The following is a 14,931-nucleotide window of genomic DNA, read 5'->3' on the forward strand; positions in this document are numbered from 1 at the left end:
ACCTGCGCCAGAATGAAGAGAGCGCAACCGATGGGCACGACCGACTGGGTTACCTGCAGCGGCACCCAGTCCAGCGCGACCAGGGTTTCCCCGGCCATCACCTGCAGCACAACCCATCCGGCCCAGGCCATGGAGATGAAGACCGCGTAGACGACCAGTTCCGCGAGGACAAAGAGCGCCTGGCGCGGCAGCGGCGGAAGGCTGAGCACGAGGCCGGAGAACCCGAGGTGGCCGCGGCGCAGAGCTGCCAGGGCCGCGCCGTAGTAAGTGATCCAGGCCAGCAGGACCGAGGCCACTTCGTCATACCAAGGCAGCGAGGCGTTCAGTCCGTAACGAAAGGTCACGGCCGCGATCACGAGGACGGCCAGCAGGACGAGCAGGCCGATGGTGATCACCTCAAGAACGCGGTGCAGAATCCGTGCGGCGAGAGCCATGCCCCTCTTCCGTCGTCAGCCGGGGGAGAAAAAAGCCCCCGGCCCCTTTTTGGGGAGCCGGGGGACATCGAGGTACGGCAAGTTGCGGGCTCTACTCGGCCAACGCCAAGGCGGCGTCGATCAGCGCTTTGCCCGCGGGCACCTCAGAGGCGAATTCCGCGTAGATCGGCTTGGAGGCCGCGACGAAGGACTCCCGGTCGGCCACGTTGAGGGCCATGCCGGCCGAAACCAGCTTCTGCTGGAAGTCCTCATCGCCCGAGGCGCCGGTGAAGCGTGCCCAGACGGCCACGTCCCGGGCGGTCTGTTCCAGCACCGCGCGCACGTCGGGATCCATCTTCTCGTAGACTGCCTTGCCCATGCTGGGATAGGCCGGCGAGTAGACGTGGCCGGTGACCGAGAGATACTTCTGCACCTCCGACAGCTTGGCCGACCAGATGTTGGTATAGGGGTTCTCCTGGCCTTCGATCACCCCGGTCTGCAGAGCGACAAAGACCTCGGAAAAGGACATCGGCGTCGGGTTCGCACCCCACTCGGTGAACATCTTCACCCGCCACTTGGATTTCGGCGTGCGGATCTTCGCGCCCTTCAGATCCTCCGGGGTGTTGATGGGACGCAGGTTGTTGCTGATATGGCGGATGCCGTTTTCCCAGAGCGCCAGAACCTTGTAGCCCTTGGCCTCCGCCGTCGGCGCCACCTGCGACCAGAAAACTTCGTTCTCGATGCGCGCCAGGTGGGCGCGGTCCTTCACGAGAAAGGGCATGTCAAAGAGGCCGAACTCGTCGGCAACCGACGACATGATGGACGACGGCAGCGCGATGTGCACCGAGCCCAGCTTCAGCTTCTGCATCAGCTCCTTGTCCTTGCCGAGCTGGGCGGAGTCGAACAGCTTCACCGTGGCCTTGCCGTCCAGGCGCTTGTTTGCGAGGCGGGTGAACTCAGCCGCGGTGCGCTGCTGGAGGGAGCCGGTGGGCGCGGAGATACCGAAGATGATCTCGTCCGCCGCCGAAACGGGCGCGGCGGGAACGCCGGAGATCAAGGCAAGCGCCGCTGCGCCCGCGACCAAGTGTTTTGGAACCAGTCCTTTGAGGACCGGGTGTGTCAGTGGCTTCATAGCCTTCCTCCCGTATCTCCGAGTGATCGGATTGTTGATTTATAAATGGTATACAAAATTATCGGCGGCGCGCTGTCAATCTTTCCGTGACCGTCAGATGCGAGAGCGAATCAGCATTCCTTTTATTGTATTAAAATCAATAAGATAAATTCTGCCTTTTCTCAGCGCCGGGGCATCAGGCAAGAAAGCGGGATTTCTCTAGGCTCTGAAGCACAAATGGCATACCATTTTTCAGACCGTTGGACGCAACGGGCATAAGCCTCTAGAACAGGCTTCCAGAGGGCGGCCGGGATTGGCGATCCGAGAGCAATGAACGAAGACTCTCCAAGTGAGGATATGACGCTTGAAAGGGCGCCGGACGCAGCGGCGGACAAGGCGCTTTCGGGCGAGGTCTCGCCGGGCGAACCGCTGACCAAGAGCGTCACCAACCGGCTGCGGGACATGATCGCCCAGGACGAACTGCCGGCAGGCGAGCGGATCCGCGAGCGGGCTTTGGCTGAAACGCTACAGGTTTCCCGCACGCCGCTGCGCGAGGCGCTGAAGATCCTGGCCACCGAGGGCCTGGTGGAGCTGTTTCCCAACCGCGGCGCGGTTGTGGCCAAGCCGGACCCGGCGGAGGTGCAGGACCTGCTGCAGGTGCTGGGTGTTTTGGAGGCCCTGGGCGGGGAACTCGCCTGCGCGCGCGCCAGCGACCGGGACATTGCCGAGGTACAGGCCCTGCACTACGAGATGCTGGCGGCCTACGCGCGCAAGGACCGTCTTGCCTACTTCAAGGTCAACCAACAGATCCACAAGGCCATCGTCGCAATCAGCGGCAACGCCAGCCTGATCGAGACCCACGGGCGCATCAACGCGCAGCTCTACCGCGTGCGCTACCGCTCCAACAGCCGCAACACCAAGTGGGACGTTGCCATCGAGGAGCACGAAGCGATCCTCACGGCGCTTCGGGCCCGCGACGGTGCGGCCCTTTCACAGATCCTGCGCAGCCACCTCGGAAGCACCTGGGCCAACGTGAGGGACGGGCTGGACGAACTGGACCAGAACGCAGGCAGCTAGCAGCCCGCAGCCGGCAACATCTCAACACCGGCCGGTCGCCGGCCCGGCGTGAGAAGCGCCGCGCTGCGGCTGCCGCCACTGTCTTCGGAAAGTTTCTAGTTCTGAAACGGCAGGGAAGAGTGATGCAGGTTGATGCGCAGCCCGCCGTCTTCGTCGCGGATATAGCCGAAGGTGTACTCGACCTTGGTCTCGACATCGGAATCGGCCGGGGTGAAGTAGTAGTTGCCCATGGCCAAGGCCGACTCTCCGTTGAACAGCATCTGCTGCTCGCCGAAGCGGACCTGCTGCCAGGGCTTGATGGCGAAACCGGCATCCTCTTTCATGCCGCCGCCGACGAAGTAAGACAGCGCCTCATCGAAGGTCTCGCGGAACTGGTCCTCCCGCGCCAAAGTCGGCTTGAACAGAACGCCCCCCTGTTCGTAGGCATAGAGTTCCCGGATGTGTTCGGAGGCGGCCGCCCGGTAGTCGCCCTTGTCGAGGTACGTCTGGCCGATCCCGACGATGCCATCGGCCCAGGCCTGTTGTGCTGCGAGCACCTCGTCTTCGCTGATCGTCGCGGCGCTGGCTGAAGCGGTCGCGCCCATGGACGCGGCCATACCCACAACGAGCGCTGCGGCAGCCGCTCTTCTCATTCTCATGTCTTTGTTCATCCCAGATCGTTCGAAACACTAGTTGTGTCCGAAAAGTGGCCCCGAAGCCGCACGATGCAACCGAACAGGGCCACGCCCTTTGATCGGATTTTCCGAACAAAGGGCAGGCGCTTTGGCCGCACGCGCTGTATCGAGGCGAGGCGGGCGGCTTCGTCTAGCGGTCGAGCGCCAACTTCACGCCGAAAAGGATGAAGATGCCGCCGGCGATGCGATCGATCAGTGCCGTCATGCGCGTGTAGGAGCGGGTCATCACCGGCGTGGCGAAAACAAAGACCACCGCGCCGTACCACAGCAGCGAAACCCCGACCATCACGCCCGCGGCGGCGAGGCCCATCTGCAGGCTCGGCTCCGCCGGCATGGTGGTGGCGAAAAGACTGGTGACGAAGGCCGCGGTCTTGGGATTGGCGAGGTTGGTCATCAGCCCGAGACGCCAGCCCTGCCATCCCTTCGGCTGGGGCGCGAGCGCCGCCGAGGCGCTCTGGGCCGCCGGGCGGAAGCTGGCCAGGATGAGACGCACGCCCAGGTAGGTCAGGTAGAGCGCGCCCAAAAGCTTCAGGGCGGCGTAGAGCCAGGGCGCCAGCGCAAACAGCGTGCTGATGCCGAAGAAGCCGGCAAGGCCCCAGACGAAGGTACCGCTGACGATCCCGGCCACCACGGCGAGGCCGAGGCGGCGCGAGTGGGCCGCGGCGGTGCGCACGGCAACGAAGAAGTTTGGGCCGGGGGTCGCGGCGGCGATGCCCCAGATCAGCGCAATGCTGAGGAGGGTCGAAAGGTTTTCCATAGGGTCAGAAGGTCTCTCTGGCGGAGCGGCAAAGACGCTGGCGGGCGCGGCTCCGACATCCTCGCCGAGGCCGCAAGGCCTTGCAAGACCAGGCAAAAACGCTTTGGGGCTAACCCAAAGAATCCCACCACTGCATGGTGTGCAGAGACCTCCCCAGGGGCAGACCGCGGACGCCTGCCCGGGGCTCACCAGGGGGTTTATCGGGGACCTACTCCGGCACCGCCCGGGTCATCAGCAGCACCTCGGTGCTGTAGGGATAGCAAGGATGCGCGATGATCGGGCGGCGGTCGACCACCTCATAGCCGTGGCGCCGGTACAGGCGGCAGGCACCCGCGTTCTCGGCGAAGACCTGCAGGCTGAGAAGGCGGCAGCCGGCCTCGCGGGCCCGCTGACCGGCGATGGCCAGCAGCGCACTGCCGATCCCGCGGCCCTGAAGCGCCTCAAAAACGCCCAGGGCGTTGACGTAGAAGCTGCCGGGAACCTGGTACTCCAGGTCCACCAGGGGGCGCAGCAGCGGCGGAATCTCCGGCAGCGCCGCCAGGTCCTCCGCCATCGGCTGCGGCAGCCGGTAGCCCAGCAGCATGCCGACGACGGCGCCGCCGCTCTCCGCGACCACGGCGTTGCGGTAGGAGAAATTGGCGTCTTCGCGCGCCGCCCGCTCGGTCCCGTAGTCGAGCGGATCCTGGCCGGGGGCGGCGCTTTGCGACCACAGAAAGCCGGGAATCCCCTCCCCGGCAATCTCGATGAGGCGGGCGATGGCGCGCGCATCGTCCGCGCGCGCGTCCCTGTACTGGGCCGAGGGAGAGACCGCGGCCGGCGGCTCGGAGGGGGTAAGGTCGTGCATTGGCTTTCCTTCGCGCAGCCCCTCGCAGGGACCGCGGTCTTAGGGACGCGGCATGATCTGGCGGGCATCCGGCGGCTGCACTTGGCAACTGCGCTCGGCGGCAAAGCGCTGGGGCCCGGTTCCGTGGAGACTTACGTAAGCATGCAGCGAAGCGATGCAAGACGCCTCTGGCGCAAAGCGCCTCACGGGTGTATGGGAAAACCCTTCTGCCGAAACGGCCTCAGACCGCCAGCCGGATTCGCATTGAACCCTTGGGGCATTGAACCTTGGGCAAAGACGAACCGACCCAGTATGGGATCATGGGCCCGGCCTCCGGCCGCGCCCCGCAACAAGGCGACGCTGATGGCTGAACTGCTCAAGAACCTCACCCCCCTTCTCGTCATTCTTGCCGCGCTGATCGGCTCCGTTCAGGCGGTGGCCGAGCCCGCGTCGCCGGCCCCCGGCTTCACCGTCAGCCAGCTGATCAAAAAGCTGGAGAAGCGCTTCCCGAACATCCTCAAGGACGGCGGAAGCCTTACCTCCGCCGACAATCTGCAGAGCGATCTGCTGGTCTCCACCAATCCCTCGGCCAGCCTGGAAACCCTCGGCCAGCCGAAGGCGGTGCGCGGCTTCGTCTATTCCTACGATCCCGGCGTGGACGGCGAGCGCCAGCAGAGCCGCCAGTGGGCCGGCATGATCATCCGCAACGCCCTGCCCGGCTGGCGCAAGGGCAAGTCCTGGGTGCGCCGCGCCATCGTCGCCGCCGAGAAGGACCCGGAGGGCGCCGAGATCAGCGAGACCGCCGAGGGTTACTGGATCGCGGTGCGCCACACCGCGGGCCGGGTGCGCGTGACGGTGATGCCGGTCGCTGTCAACGACACCGACCCCGAAAGCCTTGGCCTGGGCCTCAGCCAGCTGCTGAACGGCCTCGAAAGCGCCTTTCCCGAGCGCGAGGAAGGCATGGGCAGCCTCTACGGCGGCGACGGCTGGATCAGCGACCGCTTTTTCACCGACAACGCCCACGGCGAACTGGAGACCCTGGGGCCGGTCGATCAGGTGATCGGCCTGCGCTACCACTACGCCCTGCGCCAGGACGACCACCCGGAAGCGACGGCGGACAACCGGGGCTATGCCCTGGCCCTGGTGCGCAACGTCTTTCCCAACTGGGCCGGCGCCGAGGACTGGATGACCAAGGCCATCGATGCCGCCGCGGCCGCCGCCGACCAGGGCGCCGAGCCCATCGCCATCGAGCAGGGCCCGATCCTCTTACGCGTGCGCTACTTCGTCGGCGCCACGGAATCCATCGAGGTGATGATCCACCCGAAGGACACCTACCTCTGAGGATTTCTGACGGGCGCGCATGCCGAGGCGCTCTCCCCTCCCAAGAACCCCTCTCCCCCGGTGGGAGAGGGTTGCGAAGCCTTGGCGGGATCGAAGATCACGCTTAGGCGGAGCTGGGTGAGGGGGACCCGCGGCGGCGCCACCCGAGACAGCACCCGCCAGTCCGCATCACATGGAACCACCGCCCCCTCATCCTCCCGCTGCGCGGGCCCCTCCCTCTCCCACGAAGGGGAGAGGGAAACCAAATGGCGCCGCATACAAAGTATCCCTCTCCCCTGGTGGGAGAGGGTTGCGCAGCCTTGGCGAGACAGCATGTCGAGCCTAGGCGAAGCTGGGTGAGGGGGACGGCTCTAACCGCCGTCGCTGTCGCGGGTCTTCAAGGCGCCCGGCAGCTTCACGATCTTTGCGCTGAGCTGTTCGCCGCTTTCATCAAGCGGCGCGGCCGTCTCCTTGTCCGTCTGCGCCTCTTCTTCCTGCGCCGCCGGTGGCGTTTCTGTCTTCTCGTCTTCGGCGCTGGCCGCCGCGCTTGGGGAGGCCGTCTCCCCCGCAGCATCCTCCCCAGCCCCCTCATCCGTGGTGCCCGCATTCATCGCGCGGCGCGCAGCGGCGACCTCGGCGAGCTGGGAGCGCCAGCGCGGCACGAGGTCGGCAATCTCCTCGAAAGTGGCGCGCGGCAGGAACAGCAGGTGGGAATAGCTGATGGAGCGCACGTCGGCGGAGCGGCGGCGCTGATCCAGCAGGGCCATCTCGCCGAAGAAGTCGCCGCGGCCCAGGCGGTGCTGTTCCTCGCCGACGCGGATCTCCACCGCGCCTGACGCAATGAAGTACATCCCGTCGCCGCGGTCGCCGCGGCGGAAGACATAGGCATCGTCCGCCACCACGCGGGTCTGCAGCTTCCTGGCGATGCGCCCCAGCTCCGCCTCCGGCAGGGCGGCAAAGACCGGAAAGGCGTGGAGCAGCTCCGGCGTCGTCGCCTTGAAGTCGACCCGCGCGCGCCGCCGGCTGCTGGCGTGGACGCTGCCGGCCTCGGTCCGGAGGTCGCGGGCCAGGTCCTCGCTGATGATGCCGGCGCTGCGCAGCTGGTCGATCTGCTCCAGCTCCTCGCGGTAGGCGTAGCGCTCGAGCACCTCATGATCGAGTTCGCGGGCGTAGTTCGGATACTGCAGGCGCAGGGCGGCGATGTGGCGCTCCACGTCCTCGAGGCGCAGGTTGACGATCTCCCCCAGCACCTCGGTCAATCGATCACCTAGAAGACCGGCGAGGCGGAACTCCAGGAAGTAGATCAGCTCCAGGATGATGATGCGGTTGATCAGCAGGAACTGGAAGCGCTGGCCGAGGTAGAGCGCCAGAGGCCCGTTCACCCCGAAGCGGAAGTGCAGCCAGGAAATGAAGCGGAACCAGCGGGTCTGGCGGTGCGGGCGCCGGGCTGCGCGCAGGTAGCCGAGGCGCCCCTCGGCGCGGACCGCATCGATCATCGCCTCCACCGAGAGCAGGTAGCGGTCCACCAGGGTGGAGCGCAGCCCGCCGCTCCAACCCTGCTGCAGCAGCAGCGACTTTTCCTGATTGGCGAGCGCGATGAGGCCGACGGAAAGGCGGTCGCGGTCGGAAATCGCCTCGGCGAAGGAGTCGTCCTCGGCGACCTGGGAGAGGCGCTGGTTGTAGGGGCGGATCGCCTTGTCGACCAGCTCGTCCTCCAGCTCGTAGCGCCCGGCGAAAGACCTTAGGCTCGAACCGACGCTGGAGAGCGACTGCTGCAGCACCTGGCTGCGGAAAGCGCGGTCGATGGCGGAGAGCTGGTCGAGGCCGAGGTAGCGCATCAGCGGGCTCAGGGTCGTGCCCTGCACCAGCAGGGTGAAGAGCGCGAAGCCGGTCGCCTGGATGGCGATGAAGCGCTTGACCTCCGGGTCGACGAAGAAGTTCTCGGTGACCGCCAGGGCCAGCGCCAGGGTGACGGAGCCGCGCAGGCCGCCCCAGATGATCACCGTCTTGGTCCGGGTGGTGATCTTCTGGGTCACCCGGGTCCAGGAGAGCAGCGGGAAGACGCCGAAGAGGATGGCCGCGCGGGCGGTCAGCGCCGCCACCACGGCGACCAGCAGATAGACCAGATCCAGCGCCGTGATGTCGGCCAGCAGGCGCGGCGCCAGGAGGGCGGCCAGCAGGAAGACCAGGGAGGTGGCCCAGAAGGCAAGCTGTTCCAGGGTCTCCTGGAAGAAGCGGAAGGTCTCCGCCTGGAAGCGCGAGCGTCCAACAGCGGAGAGCACCAGCCCGCTCACCACCACAGCGGTGACGCCGGAGACGCCGAGGTAGTCCTCGCAGACTACGTAGACCGCATAGGGCAGCGCGACGGCAATGGTGAGCTGGGCGGCGCGGTAGAAGCGCAGTTGCTCCAGCATCCAGGCGGCGGCCCGCCCGGCGAGGAAGCCGGCCAGCGCGCCGCCGAGCAGGCCGATCAGCATGGCCTCGGAGACCAACCAGAAGTCCAGGTCGCGCCCGGTCAGGATGACCGACAGCAGGGCGGTGAAGGCGGCGATGGCGGTGGCGTCGTTCAGCAGCGACTCGCCCTCCACCAGCCGCGTGAGCCGGGCCGGCGCGCCGAGGTCGCGGAACAGGGCGATGACGGCGGAGGGGTCGGTGGTGGCGACGATGGCCCCGAACAAGAGGCAGACCGCCAGCGGCATGGGCGCCACCAGCCAGACCGCCCCGCCGATCAGCCCCAGCGCGACGACGACGGCGAGCACGGCCAGCAGGATCACCGGGGCGATGTCCTGCATCAGGCGACGCGCGTCGATGGTGACGGCGCCTTGGAACAGCAGGATCGGCAGGAAGACGGTGAGGAACAGCGAGGAGGAGACCGGGAAATCGACCACCGCCTCGGCCACCTGGTCGAGCTGCTCGGCCACCCGGTGGCTCTGCAGCCAGCCCGCCGCCGCGCCGATCAGCACGCCCGCGACCGCCAGCACCACGGTAAAGGGCAGCCCGCTGCGCCGCGCAAGCGGCTGCACGCTGGCGACCACGATCAGCAAGAGCGCCGTGGTGAGAACGATCTCGGTCGTGCCCATGGAAAGAACCTTACACCGAAACGCGACTGAAGGTGTGACGAGGCTCGGACGGCCCCTTGGAAGGACTTACGCAAGAATGAGACGGTTGGAGGCGGAGAATAGTCCGCCTAGACGGCAGGTCACAGCGTTTTGGCCGGATGCTCTTCCGGCGACGGGCTTGCCGCGCGCTCGACGAGAAGCAGCGCCAGCCAGATCCGCATCGCGCTGCAGGATCTCAATCCCCACCCCATCCCTGCCCATCGAGGGCGAGGCGGTTGTTGCCCCCTCACCCTCCCGCTTCGCGGGGCCCTCCCTCTCCCACGGAGGGGAGAGGGAAACCAAACGCGCCGCTGCTCCAATCCCCTCTCCCCTCGCGGGAGAGGGCTGCGGAGCCTTGGCGAGGTACGAGCCTAGGCAAAGCTGGGTGAGGGGGTAAACCGGCGGAGAAGACGTTCGGGGTGACCGGGGGTGAGGCGCACCTACCCCTCTGTGTTCAACTTATCGGATTGAACCCTCTCCCCATCCCCAACGACCTAAACTAGGCTGGCCAAAGCGCCGCACCCTGCTGGAGGTTCTCATGCACACCACAGCCTGGCCCCCGTCGGCGCGCCTTCTGCCGGCTCTGTTCCCCGGCCTGGTCCGCCCGTTCACGGCTGCCCTCGTTCCGGCCATCCTCGTTCTTGCGGCTCTTGTTCTGGCCATCCTCGTTCTGGCGGCCTTTGGGGGCGGTCCGGCCCAGGCCATGGGCCAGGCCCAGACCCAGGACAAGGAGGGGCCGCCGCCGGGATACTTCGCCGGCACCTACGAAGTGATCGGACGGGCACCCGGGGCCGCCGGCCAGCCCCTGTCCGACTGGCTGCAGATCTCGGCACGGGACGGCCAGATGGTCCTCCACGCCTGCCGCGCCGGCAACGGAGGCCTGACGTTCAACACCTCCACCCGCGAAGGCGCGGCGCCGCTGGTCGGCAGCATCGGCGACTGGATGCTGCGCTGTCACTACACCAACGACAGCAACAACTACCCGCGGCTCACCTGCTATGCCGTTCATGACGGGATGGACGCAGTGCCGGGGCTGCTGGCGCTCTGGCCGGTCGGCTGGGAAAAGCCGGAACACGCGGCAGACTGCCCGTGAAGGCCGTGACCGGCGCCTCCGCATCAAGTCACCTTGCGCAGCCGTTCGGAAGCGGTTATCTCAAAGCCATGCAACCCTTCGCGCACAACAGCGGCCGAATAGCCTGACGTCCCTTTGGCGGGGCCCGTCCCGGGCCCCGGTCTGCTTGCTAGGGGCCCCTCCCGGGGCCCGGCCTGCGGGCGTCAGCACTGGTTGTGCGGGCGGGGCTTATACCCCTGTAGAGCGCCGGATCAGCGTGCACGGCTGGGTTCGAATCCCAGGGCGCCCACCACCCTACGCTCTTCGAGCTTCGGATGGCTTACGCCAGTGAGCCGCGCGAAGCCGATAGAGCGGGAAGTGCCCCCCGAAGCCTTGGCGCAGGGGGGCTGTAGAGAACGCCGGTGGCGTCTAGGGTGAGACCCTTTTGCCCGCCTTGCTGGATTCGCGGATCGCCTCGATGACGCGGATGGTGTCGCGGGCCTCTTCGGCGAGGACCGGCGGGGCAGTCCCCGTCTCGATGGCTTCGCGCAGCAGCGCATAGAACCGGTGATGGGCGCCGGGAATGCTGGGCTCGAAGCGGGTGCTGGCTTCGCCGCCGTCGTAGGTCGTCACCCGCGCCCAGCGGTCCTGCGGCTCGACGCCGTAGCCCTCGTCCAGGGGGGTCATGCCGGAACGGAGCTGGTCCTCCTGGATGTCCATGAAGCGCTTCATGTAGGAGCCCCTGCTGCCATGCACCGCATAGCGGGTGGAATGATCCGGCGCGTAGTAGTTGGCGAAGAGATCGACACGCAGCGCGCCATGGCCCATGCGGGCGTGGAAGCCGTCGGGGATTTCTCCGCCACTGCGCTGGATCACCAGGTCGCCCTCCACCCAGTCCGGCAGACCAAAGAGCTGCAGCACCTGGTCGATGAGGTGGGCGCCCAGGTCGTAGTGGATGCCGACGCCCGGCGCCGGCTTCTCCTGCCAGCGGTCCCCGACTTCGCCCTTGTAGAACTCGAAGTGGGCGCGGTAGCTCTTGATCTCCCCCAGCGCGCCTTCGTCGATCAGCTTGCGCAGGGTCAGGAAGTCGGAATCCCAGCGCCGGTTCTGGAAACAGGTGGCGATGCGCCCGGCCTTGGCCGCCGCGGCGATCACCTGCTCCGCCTCCGCCGCCGTGGGCGTGAAGGGCTTGTCGGAGACGACGTGCTTGCCGGCGGCCAGCGCCTCGAGCATCAGCGGCGCATGGGTCGGGCTGGGAGTCGCCAACACGGCGAGTTCCACGTCGGGATCGGCGAAAAGCGCCGCCGGCGTCGGGTGGACCGTTACGCCGGGATGATCGGCCTGCACCTTGGCCGCATCGGAAGACGCGACCGCCACCAGGTCCACCCCCGCCGCCGGGAAGAGCGGCGCATGAAACACCTTGCCGGCCAACCCGTAGCCGACCACTCCGACCTTCAAAGTCATATCTGTTCTCGTTCTCCGAACTCGACGTTGTTTCGACCCAGGTCGAAGCGGTTCCAGCCCGCTCCCCCTCCCGGCCACCCAATGACAGTATGCTATGGGGGGCCGGGAGGGGGAGCGGGCCGGCGCCGAAACACAAACACCTTAACCAATCCGCATTTCGGTCTGCGGGTCGAAGAAGTGCACCTTGTCCATGTTGAAAGCGAGCGGCACCTTGTCGCCGGGGGCGATGCGCTCGCTGGGACGCACCCGCGCGGTCACCTCCTTTTCGCCCATGCGGGTGACGATAAACTTGTCGGCACCGGTGGGCTCAACCACGTCGATGCCGCATTCCACCGTCTCGATGGCGCGGGCGGAACGGTCGGCGCTGGACACGTCGGTGACGTCCTCCGGCCGCACGCCGAAGACGATGTCGCGGCCGTTGTGGGCCCGCAGCGCTTCCGAGGGCTGGTCGATCTTCAGGCTGAAGTCGCCTATGTGCACCGAGGCGGTGCCGTTCACGGCCTGCAGGCTGGCCGGGATCAGGTTCATGGTGGGCGAGCCCATGAAGTCGGCGACGAAGATGTTGGCCGGGTTGGAGTAGACCTGCTCCGGCGTGCCGACCTGCTGCAGGATGCCGTCCTTCAGCACGGCGATCTGGGTCGCCAGGGTCATGGCCTCGATCTGGTCGTGGGTCACATAGACGATCGTGGTGCCGAGGCTCTGGTGCAGCTTCTTGATCTCCGTGCGCATGTCGACGCGCAGCTTGGCGTCGAGATTGGACAGCGGCTCGTCAAAGAGGAAGACCTGCGGCTCGCGCACCAGGGCGCGGCCCATGGCGACGCGCTGGCGCTGGCCGCCGGAAAGCTGGCCGGGGCGGCGCTTCAGCAGGTGCTGGATCTGCAGCATGTCGGCGACCCGGGCGACGGCGGCCTCCCGCTCCGCCTTGGGCACGCCGCGCATCTCCAGCCCGAAGGCGATGTTCTCGCCGACGTTCATGTTGGGATAGAGCGCGTAGGACTGGAAGACCATGGCGATGTCGCGCTGGGAAGGATGCAGGTCGTTCACCTGGCGCCCGGCGATATGAATCTCGCCCGAGGTGATGGACTCCAGCCCGGCGATGGTGTTCAGAAGTGTCGACTTGCCGCAGCCCGAGGGGCCGACGAGGACGAGAAAGCCGCCTTCTTCGATGGCAATGTCGATGCCTTTCAGCACATCGAACGCGTGAAAGGATTTGCGCAGGTCGCGGATTTCCAGGAAGGCCATGGGTGTCCCTATCCTTTGACGGCGCCGGCCATGAGCCCGCGCACGAAGTAGCGGCCGGAGACGATGTAGACGATCAGCGTCGGCAGAGCCGCCAGGATCGCTCCGGCAAAGTGGACGTTGTATTCCTTCACCCCGGTGGAGGACGATACCAGGTTGTTGAGGGCCACGGTCATCGGCTGGCTGTCGAAGTCGGCGAAGGAGGCTCCGAAGAGAAAGTCGTTCCAGACGTTGGTGAACTGCCAGATCACCGTCACCACGATGATCGGCCCGGAGGACGGCAGCAGGATGCGCCGGAAGATGCGGAAGAACCCGGCGCCGTCGATGGTGGCGGCGCGGATCAGCTCGCTCGGGAAGGCATCGTAGTAGTTGCGGAAGAACAGGGTGGTGAAGCCGAGGCCGTAGACCACGTGCACCAGCACCAGGCCCCAGGTCGTCCCCGCAATGCCCAGCGTGCCCAGGATGCGCGCCATGGGAATGAGCACGATCTGGAAAGGAATGAAGCAGGAGAACAGCATCAGTCCGAAGACGATACGGTGGCCGCGAAACTGCCACTTTGTCAGCACATAGCCGTTCAGCGCCCCCAGGAAAGTGGAGATGATGACGGCGGGCACGACCATCAGGATCGAGTTGAGGAAATAGGGCGCGAGGCCGGTGGGCTGCACGCCGATCTGCGCCTCCCCCCAGGCGCTGACCCAGGGCGCGATGGTGAAGACCTCCGGCAGCGCCAGCATGTTGCCGGAGCGGATCTCCTCCAGGGGCTTGACCGAGTTCACCAGCATGACGAAGAGCGGCAGCAGGTAGTAGACGGCAAAGAGGATCAGCACGGCATAGATCGCCGCGCGGGTCAGCGCGCCGGTGCGCAGGGCGACCTCGCTGGTGGCCACGCTCATGCCTTCTTCTCCCTCAGCTCGCTGTAGAGGTAGGGAATGATGATGGAGGCGATCATGATCAGCATGATCACCGCCGAGGAGGCGCCGACGCCCATCTGGTTGCGGGTGAAGGTGTAGGAGTACATGAAGGTGGCCGGCAGTTCGGTCGCCCGCCCGGGCCCGCCGTTGGTCAGCGCGATCACCAGGTCATAGGCCTTGATCGCAAGGTGTGCGAGGACCACGAAGGCCGAGAGGAAGGCCGGGCGCAGCATGGGAATGACGATGCGGCGGTAGAGCTTCCAGGCGGTGGCGCCGTCGATCTGCGCGGCCTTGAGGATCTCGTTGTCGATGCCGCGCAGGCCCGCCAGGAACATCGCCATGACGAAGCCGGAGGACTGCCAGACGGCGGCGATGACGATGGTGTAGATCGCCATGTCGCGGTCCTTGATCCAGCGGAATTCGAAGGACTCCCAGCCCCAGAGATGCATGACGTTCTCCAGGCCGATGCCGGGATCGAGGAACCACTTCCACGCCGTCCCGGTCACGATGAAGGAGAGCGCCATGGGATAGAGGAAGATCGGCCGCAGCAGGCCCTCGCCGCGGATCTTCTGATCGAGGAAGATCGCCAGGGTGAGCCCGATCACCGTGCAGATGACGATGTAGAGGATGCCGAAGATGGCCAGGTTGGAAAGCGCCGTCGACCAGTGGCGCAGACCGAAAAGCCGGAAGTAATTGGCGAAGCCGACCAGGTCGAAGGACGGCAGCATGCGCGAGTCCGTAAAGGACAGGTAGCCGGTGAAGACGATGAAGCCGTAGACGAAGATCAGGATCAGCACAAAGCTGGGCGAGAGCACGAGCTTCGGCAGCAGGTCTTGGGCGGTGGTGCGCAGGCGGGTCGGCATGGCGAAACGGACGGCCCCGGATAACTGTCCCAAAATTTGACTGGCCCAGAAATTGACTGGCCCAGAAATTGACTGGCCCAGAAATTGACTGGCCCAGAAATTGACTGGCCCAGAAATTGACTGGCCCAGA

General features: G+C 66.3%; 13 protein-coding genes and 1 tRNA gene. 4 read left to right on the plus strand and 10 right to left on the minus strand.

All coding sequences use genetic code 11. From position 1 onward, the window contains the following. Positions 1 to 434: TRAP transporter small permease (locus Q0982_RS19320; RefSeq protein ID WP_299398404.1), on the minus strand; the 434-nt coding region annotated here is incomplete at its 3' end. A gap of 91 nt (positions 435 to 525) precedes the next feature. Continuing rightward, positions 526 to 1,545: a TRAP transporter substrate-binding protein gene (locus tag Q0982_RS19325; protein ID WP_299398406.1), complete on the minus strand. Its 1,020-nt coding sequence runs from the start codon at positions 1,543 to 1,545 to the stop codon at positions 526 to 528. A 336-nt stretch (positions 1,546 to 1,881) separates the two neighbouring features. On the opposite strand from Q0982_RS19325, the gene Q0982_RS19330 reads away from it, so the two are divergent. Further along, positions 1,882 to 2,601, plus strand: a complete 720-nt coding sequence (locus tag Q0982_RS19330) for a GntR family transcriptional regulator (RefSeq protein WP_299398408.1) — start codon at positions 1,882 to 1,884, stop codon at positions 2,599 to 2,601. A 95-nt stretch (positions 2,602 to 2,696) separates the two neighbouring features. Here the strand turns inward: Q0982_RS19330 and Q0982_RS19335 are convergent, their stop codons facing one another. The 3 genes from Q0982_RS19335 to Q0982_RS19345 all read right to left on the minus strand — a co-directional run bounded on the left by Q0982_RS19335 (position 2,697) and on the right by Q0982_RS19345 (position 4,876). Beyond that, complete coding sequence (locus tag Q0982_RS19335) at positions 2,697 to 3,233, minus strand: phosphoribosyl-AMP cyclohydrolase (protein ID WP_299398410.1); 537 nt, start codon at positions 3,231 to 3,233, stop codon at positions 2,697 to 2,699. A 172-nt stretch (positions 3,234 to 3,405) separates the two neighbouring features. Next, positions 3,406 to 4,032 carry a LysE family translocator gene (locus Q0982_RS19340; protein WP_299398411.1) on the minus strand — a complete coding sequence of 209 codons (627 nt, stop codon included), beginning with the start codon at positions 4,030 to 4,032 and terminating at the stop codon, positions 3,406 to 3,408. Between the two features lie 208 nt (positions 4,033 to 4,240). After that, positions 4,241 to 4,876 carry a GNAT family N-acetyltransferase gene (locus Q0982_RS19345; RefSeq protein WP_299398413.1) on the minus strand — a complete coding sequence of 212 codons (636 nt, stop codon included), beginning with the start codon at positions 4,874 to 4,876 and terminating at the stop codon, positions 4,241 to 4,243. Between the two features lie 342 nt (positions 4,877 to 5,218). Here Q0982_RS19345 and Q0982_RS19350 point away from each other — a divergent pair, with 342 nt between their 5' ends. After that, positions 5,219 to 6,196: a hypothetical protein gene (locus Q0982_RS19350; RefSeq protein ID WP_299398414.1), complete on the plus strand. Its 978-nt coding sequence runs from the start codon at positions 5,219 to 5,221 to the stop codon at positions 6,194 to 6,196. A gap of 350 nt (positions 6,197 to 6,546) precedes the next feature. Here the strand turns inward: Q0982_RS19350 and Q0982_RS19355 are convergent, their stop codons facing one another. Further along, the gene (locus Q0982_RS19355) at positions 6,547 to 9,255 is read right to left on the minus strand and encodes a cation:proton antiporter (RefSeq protein ID WP_299398416.1); all 2,709 of its coding nucleotides are present in this window, start codon (positions 9,253 to 9,255) and stop codon (positions 6,547 to 6,549) included. Positions 9,256 to 9,811: 556 nt separating this feature from the next. Here Q0982_RS19355 and Q0982_RS19360 point away from each other — a divergent pair. Both Q0982_RS19360 and Q0982_RS19365 read left to right on the plus strand, forming a co-directional pair. Next, a complete protein-coding gene (locus tag Q0982_RS19360; protein ID WP_299398417.1) occupies positions 9,812 to 10,366 on the plus strand; it encodes a hypothetical protein in 555 nt (184 codons plus the stop codon). A gap of 177 nt (positions 10,367 to 10,543) precedes the next feature. Further along, positions 10,544 to 10,637 (plus strand) — tRNA-Ile (locus Q0982_RS19365). A 116-nt stretch (positions 10,638 to 10,753) separates the two neighbouring features. On the opposite strand, the gene Q0982_RS19370 is transcribed toward Q0982_RS19365, so the two are convergent. The 4 genes from Q0982_RS19370 to Q0982_RS19385 all read right to left on the minus strand — a co-directional run bounded on the left by Q0982_RS19370 (position 10,754) and on the right by Q0982_RS19385 (position 14,801). Beyond that, positions 10,754 to 11,788 carry an oxidoreductase gene (locus Q0982_RS19370; RefSeq protein ID WP_299398419.1) on the minus strand — a complete coding sequence of 345 codons (1,035 nt, stop codon included), beginning with the start codon at positions 11,786 to 11,788 and terminating at the stop codon, positions 10,754 to 10,756. Between the two features lie 141 nt (positions 11,789 to 11,929). Further along, positions 11,930 to 13,030 carry an ABC transporter ATP-binding protein gene (locus tag Q0982_RS19375; protein ID WP_299398422.1) on the minus strand — a complete coding sequence of 367 codons (1,101 nt, stop codon included), beginning with the start codon at positions 13,028 to 13,030 and terminating at the stop codon, positions 11,930 to 11,932. Between the two features lie 8 nt (positions 13,031 to 13,038). Continuing rightward, on the minus strand, positions 13,039 to 13,920 hold the full coding sequence (locus Q0982_RS19380; RefSeq protein ID WP_299398424.1) for a carbohydrate ABC transporter permease: 882 nt from the start codon (positions 13,918 to 13,920) through the stop codon (positions 13,039 to 13,041). Next, entirely contained in the window at positions 13,917 to 14,801 is an 885-nt protein-coding gene (locus Q0982_RS19385; protein WP_299398427.1) for a carbohydrate ABC transporter permease, read from the minus strand. The genes Q0982_RS19380 and Q0982_RS19385 overlap by 4 nt, the downstream gene beginning before the upstream one ends. Positions 14,802 to 14,931: the final 130 nt, after the last annotated feature.

Source organism: Pelagibius sp. (genome assembly GCF_028281305.1).
In the GTDB taxonomy this organism is placed as follows: domain Bacteria; phylum Pseudomonadota; class Alphaproteobacteria; order Kiloniellales; family Kiloniellaceae; genus Pelagibius.

Excerpts from the sequence above, each read along its gene's own strand:
- Q0982_RS19325 (WP_299398406.1), bottom strand. The coding sequence starts at position 1,545 with ATGAAGCCACTGACACACCCGGTCCTCAAAGGACTGGTTCCAAAACAC.
- Q0982_RS19330 (WP_299398408.1), top strand. The coding sequence starts at position 1,882 with ATGACGCTTGAAAGGGCGCCGGACGCAGCGGCGGACAAGGCGCTTTCG.
- Q0982_RS19335 (WP_299398410.1), bottom strand. The coding sequence starts at position 3,233 with ATGAGAAGAGCGGCTGCCGCAGCGCTCGTTGTGGGTATGGCCGCGTCC.
- Q0982_RS19340 (WP_299398411.1), bottom strand. The coding sequence starts at position 4,032 with ATGGAAAACCTTTCGACCCTCCTCAGCATTGCGCTGATCTGGGGCATC.
- Q0982_RS19345 (WP_299398413.1), bottom strand. The coding sequence starts at position 4,876 with ATGCACGACCTTACCCCCTCCGAGCCGCCGGCCGCGGTCTCTCCCTCG.
- Q0982_RS19350 (WP_299398414.1), top strand. The coding sequence starts at position 5,219 with ATGGCTGAACTGCTCAAGAACCTCACCCCCCTTCTCGTCATTCTTGCC.
- Q0982_RS19355 (WP_299398416.1), bottom strand. The coding sequence starts at position 9,255 with ATGGGCACGACCGAGATCGTTCTCACCACGGCGCTCTTGCTGATCGTG.
- Q0982_RS19360 (WP_299398417.1), top strand. The coding sequence starts at position 9,812 with ATGCACACCACAGCCTGGCCCCCGTCGGCGCGCCTTCTGCCGGCTCTG.
- Q0982_RS19370 (WP_299398419.1), bottom strand. The coding sequence starts at position 11,788 with ATGACTTTGAAGGTCGGAGTGGTCGGCTACGGGTTGGCCGGCAAGGTG.
- Q0982_RS19375 (WP_299398422.1), bottom strand. The coding sequence starts at position 13,030 with ATGGCCTTCCTGGAAATCCGCGACCTGCGCAAATCCTTTCACGCGTTC.
- Q0982_RS19380 (WP_299398424.1), bottom strand. The coding sequence starts at position 13,920 with ATGAGCGTGGCCACCAGCGAGGTCGCCCTGCGCACCGGCGCGCTGACC.
- Q0982_RS19385 (WP_299398427.1), bottom strand. The coding sequence starts at position 14,801 with ATGCCGACCCGCCTGCGCACCACCGCCCAAGACCTGCTGCCGAAGCTC.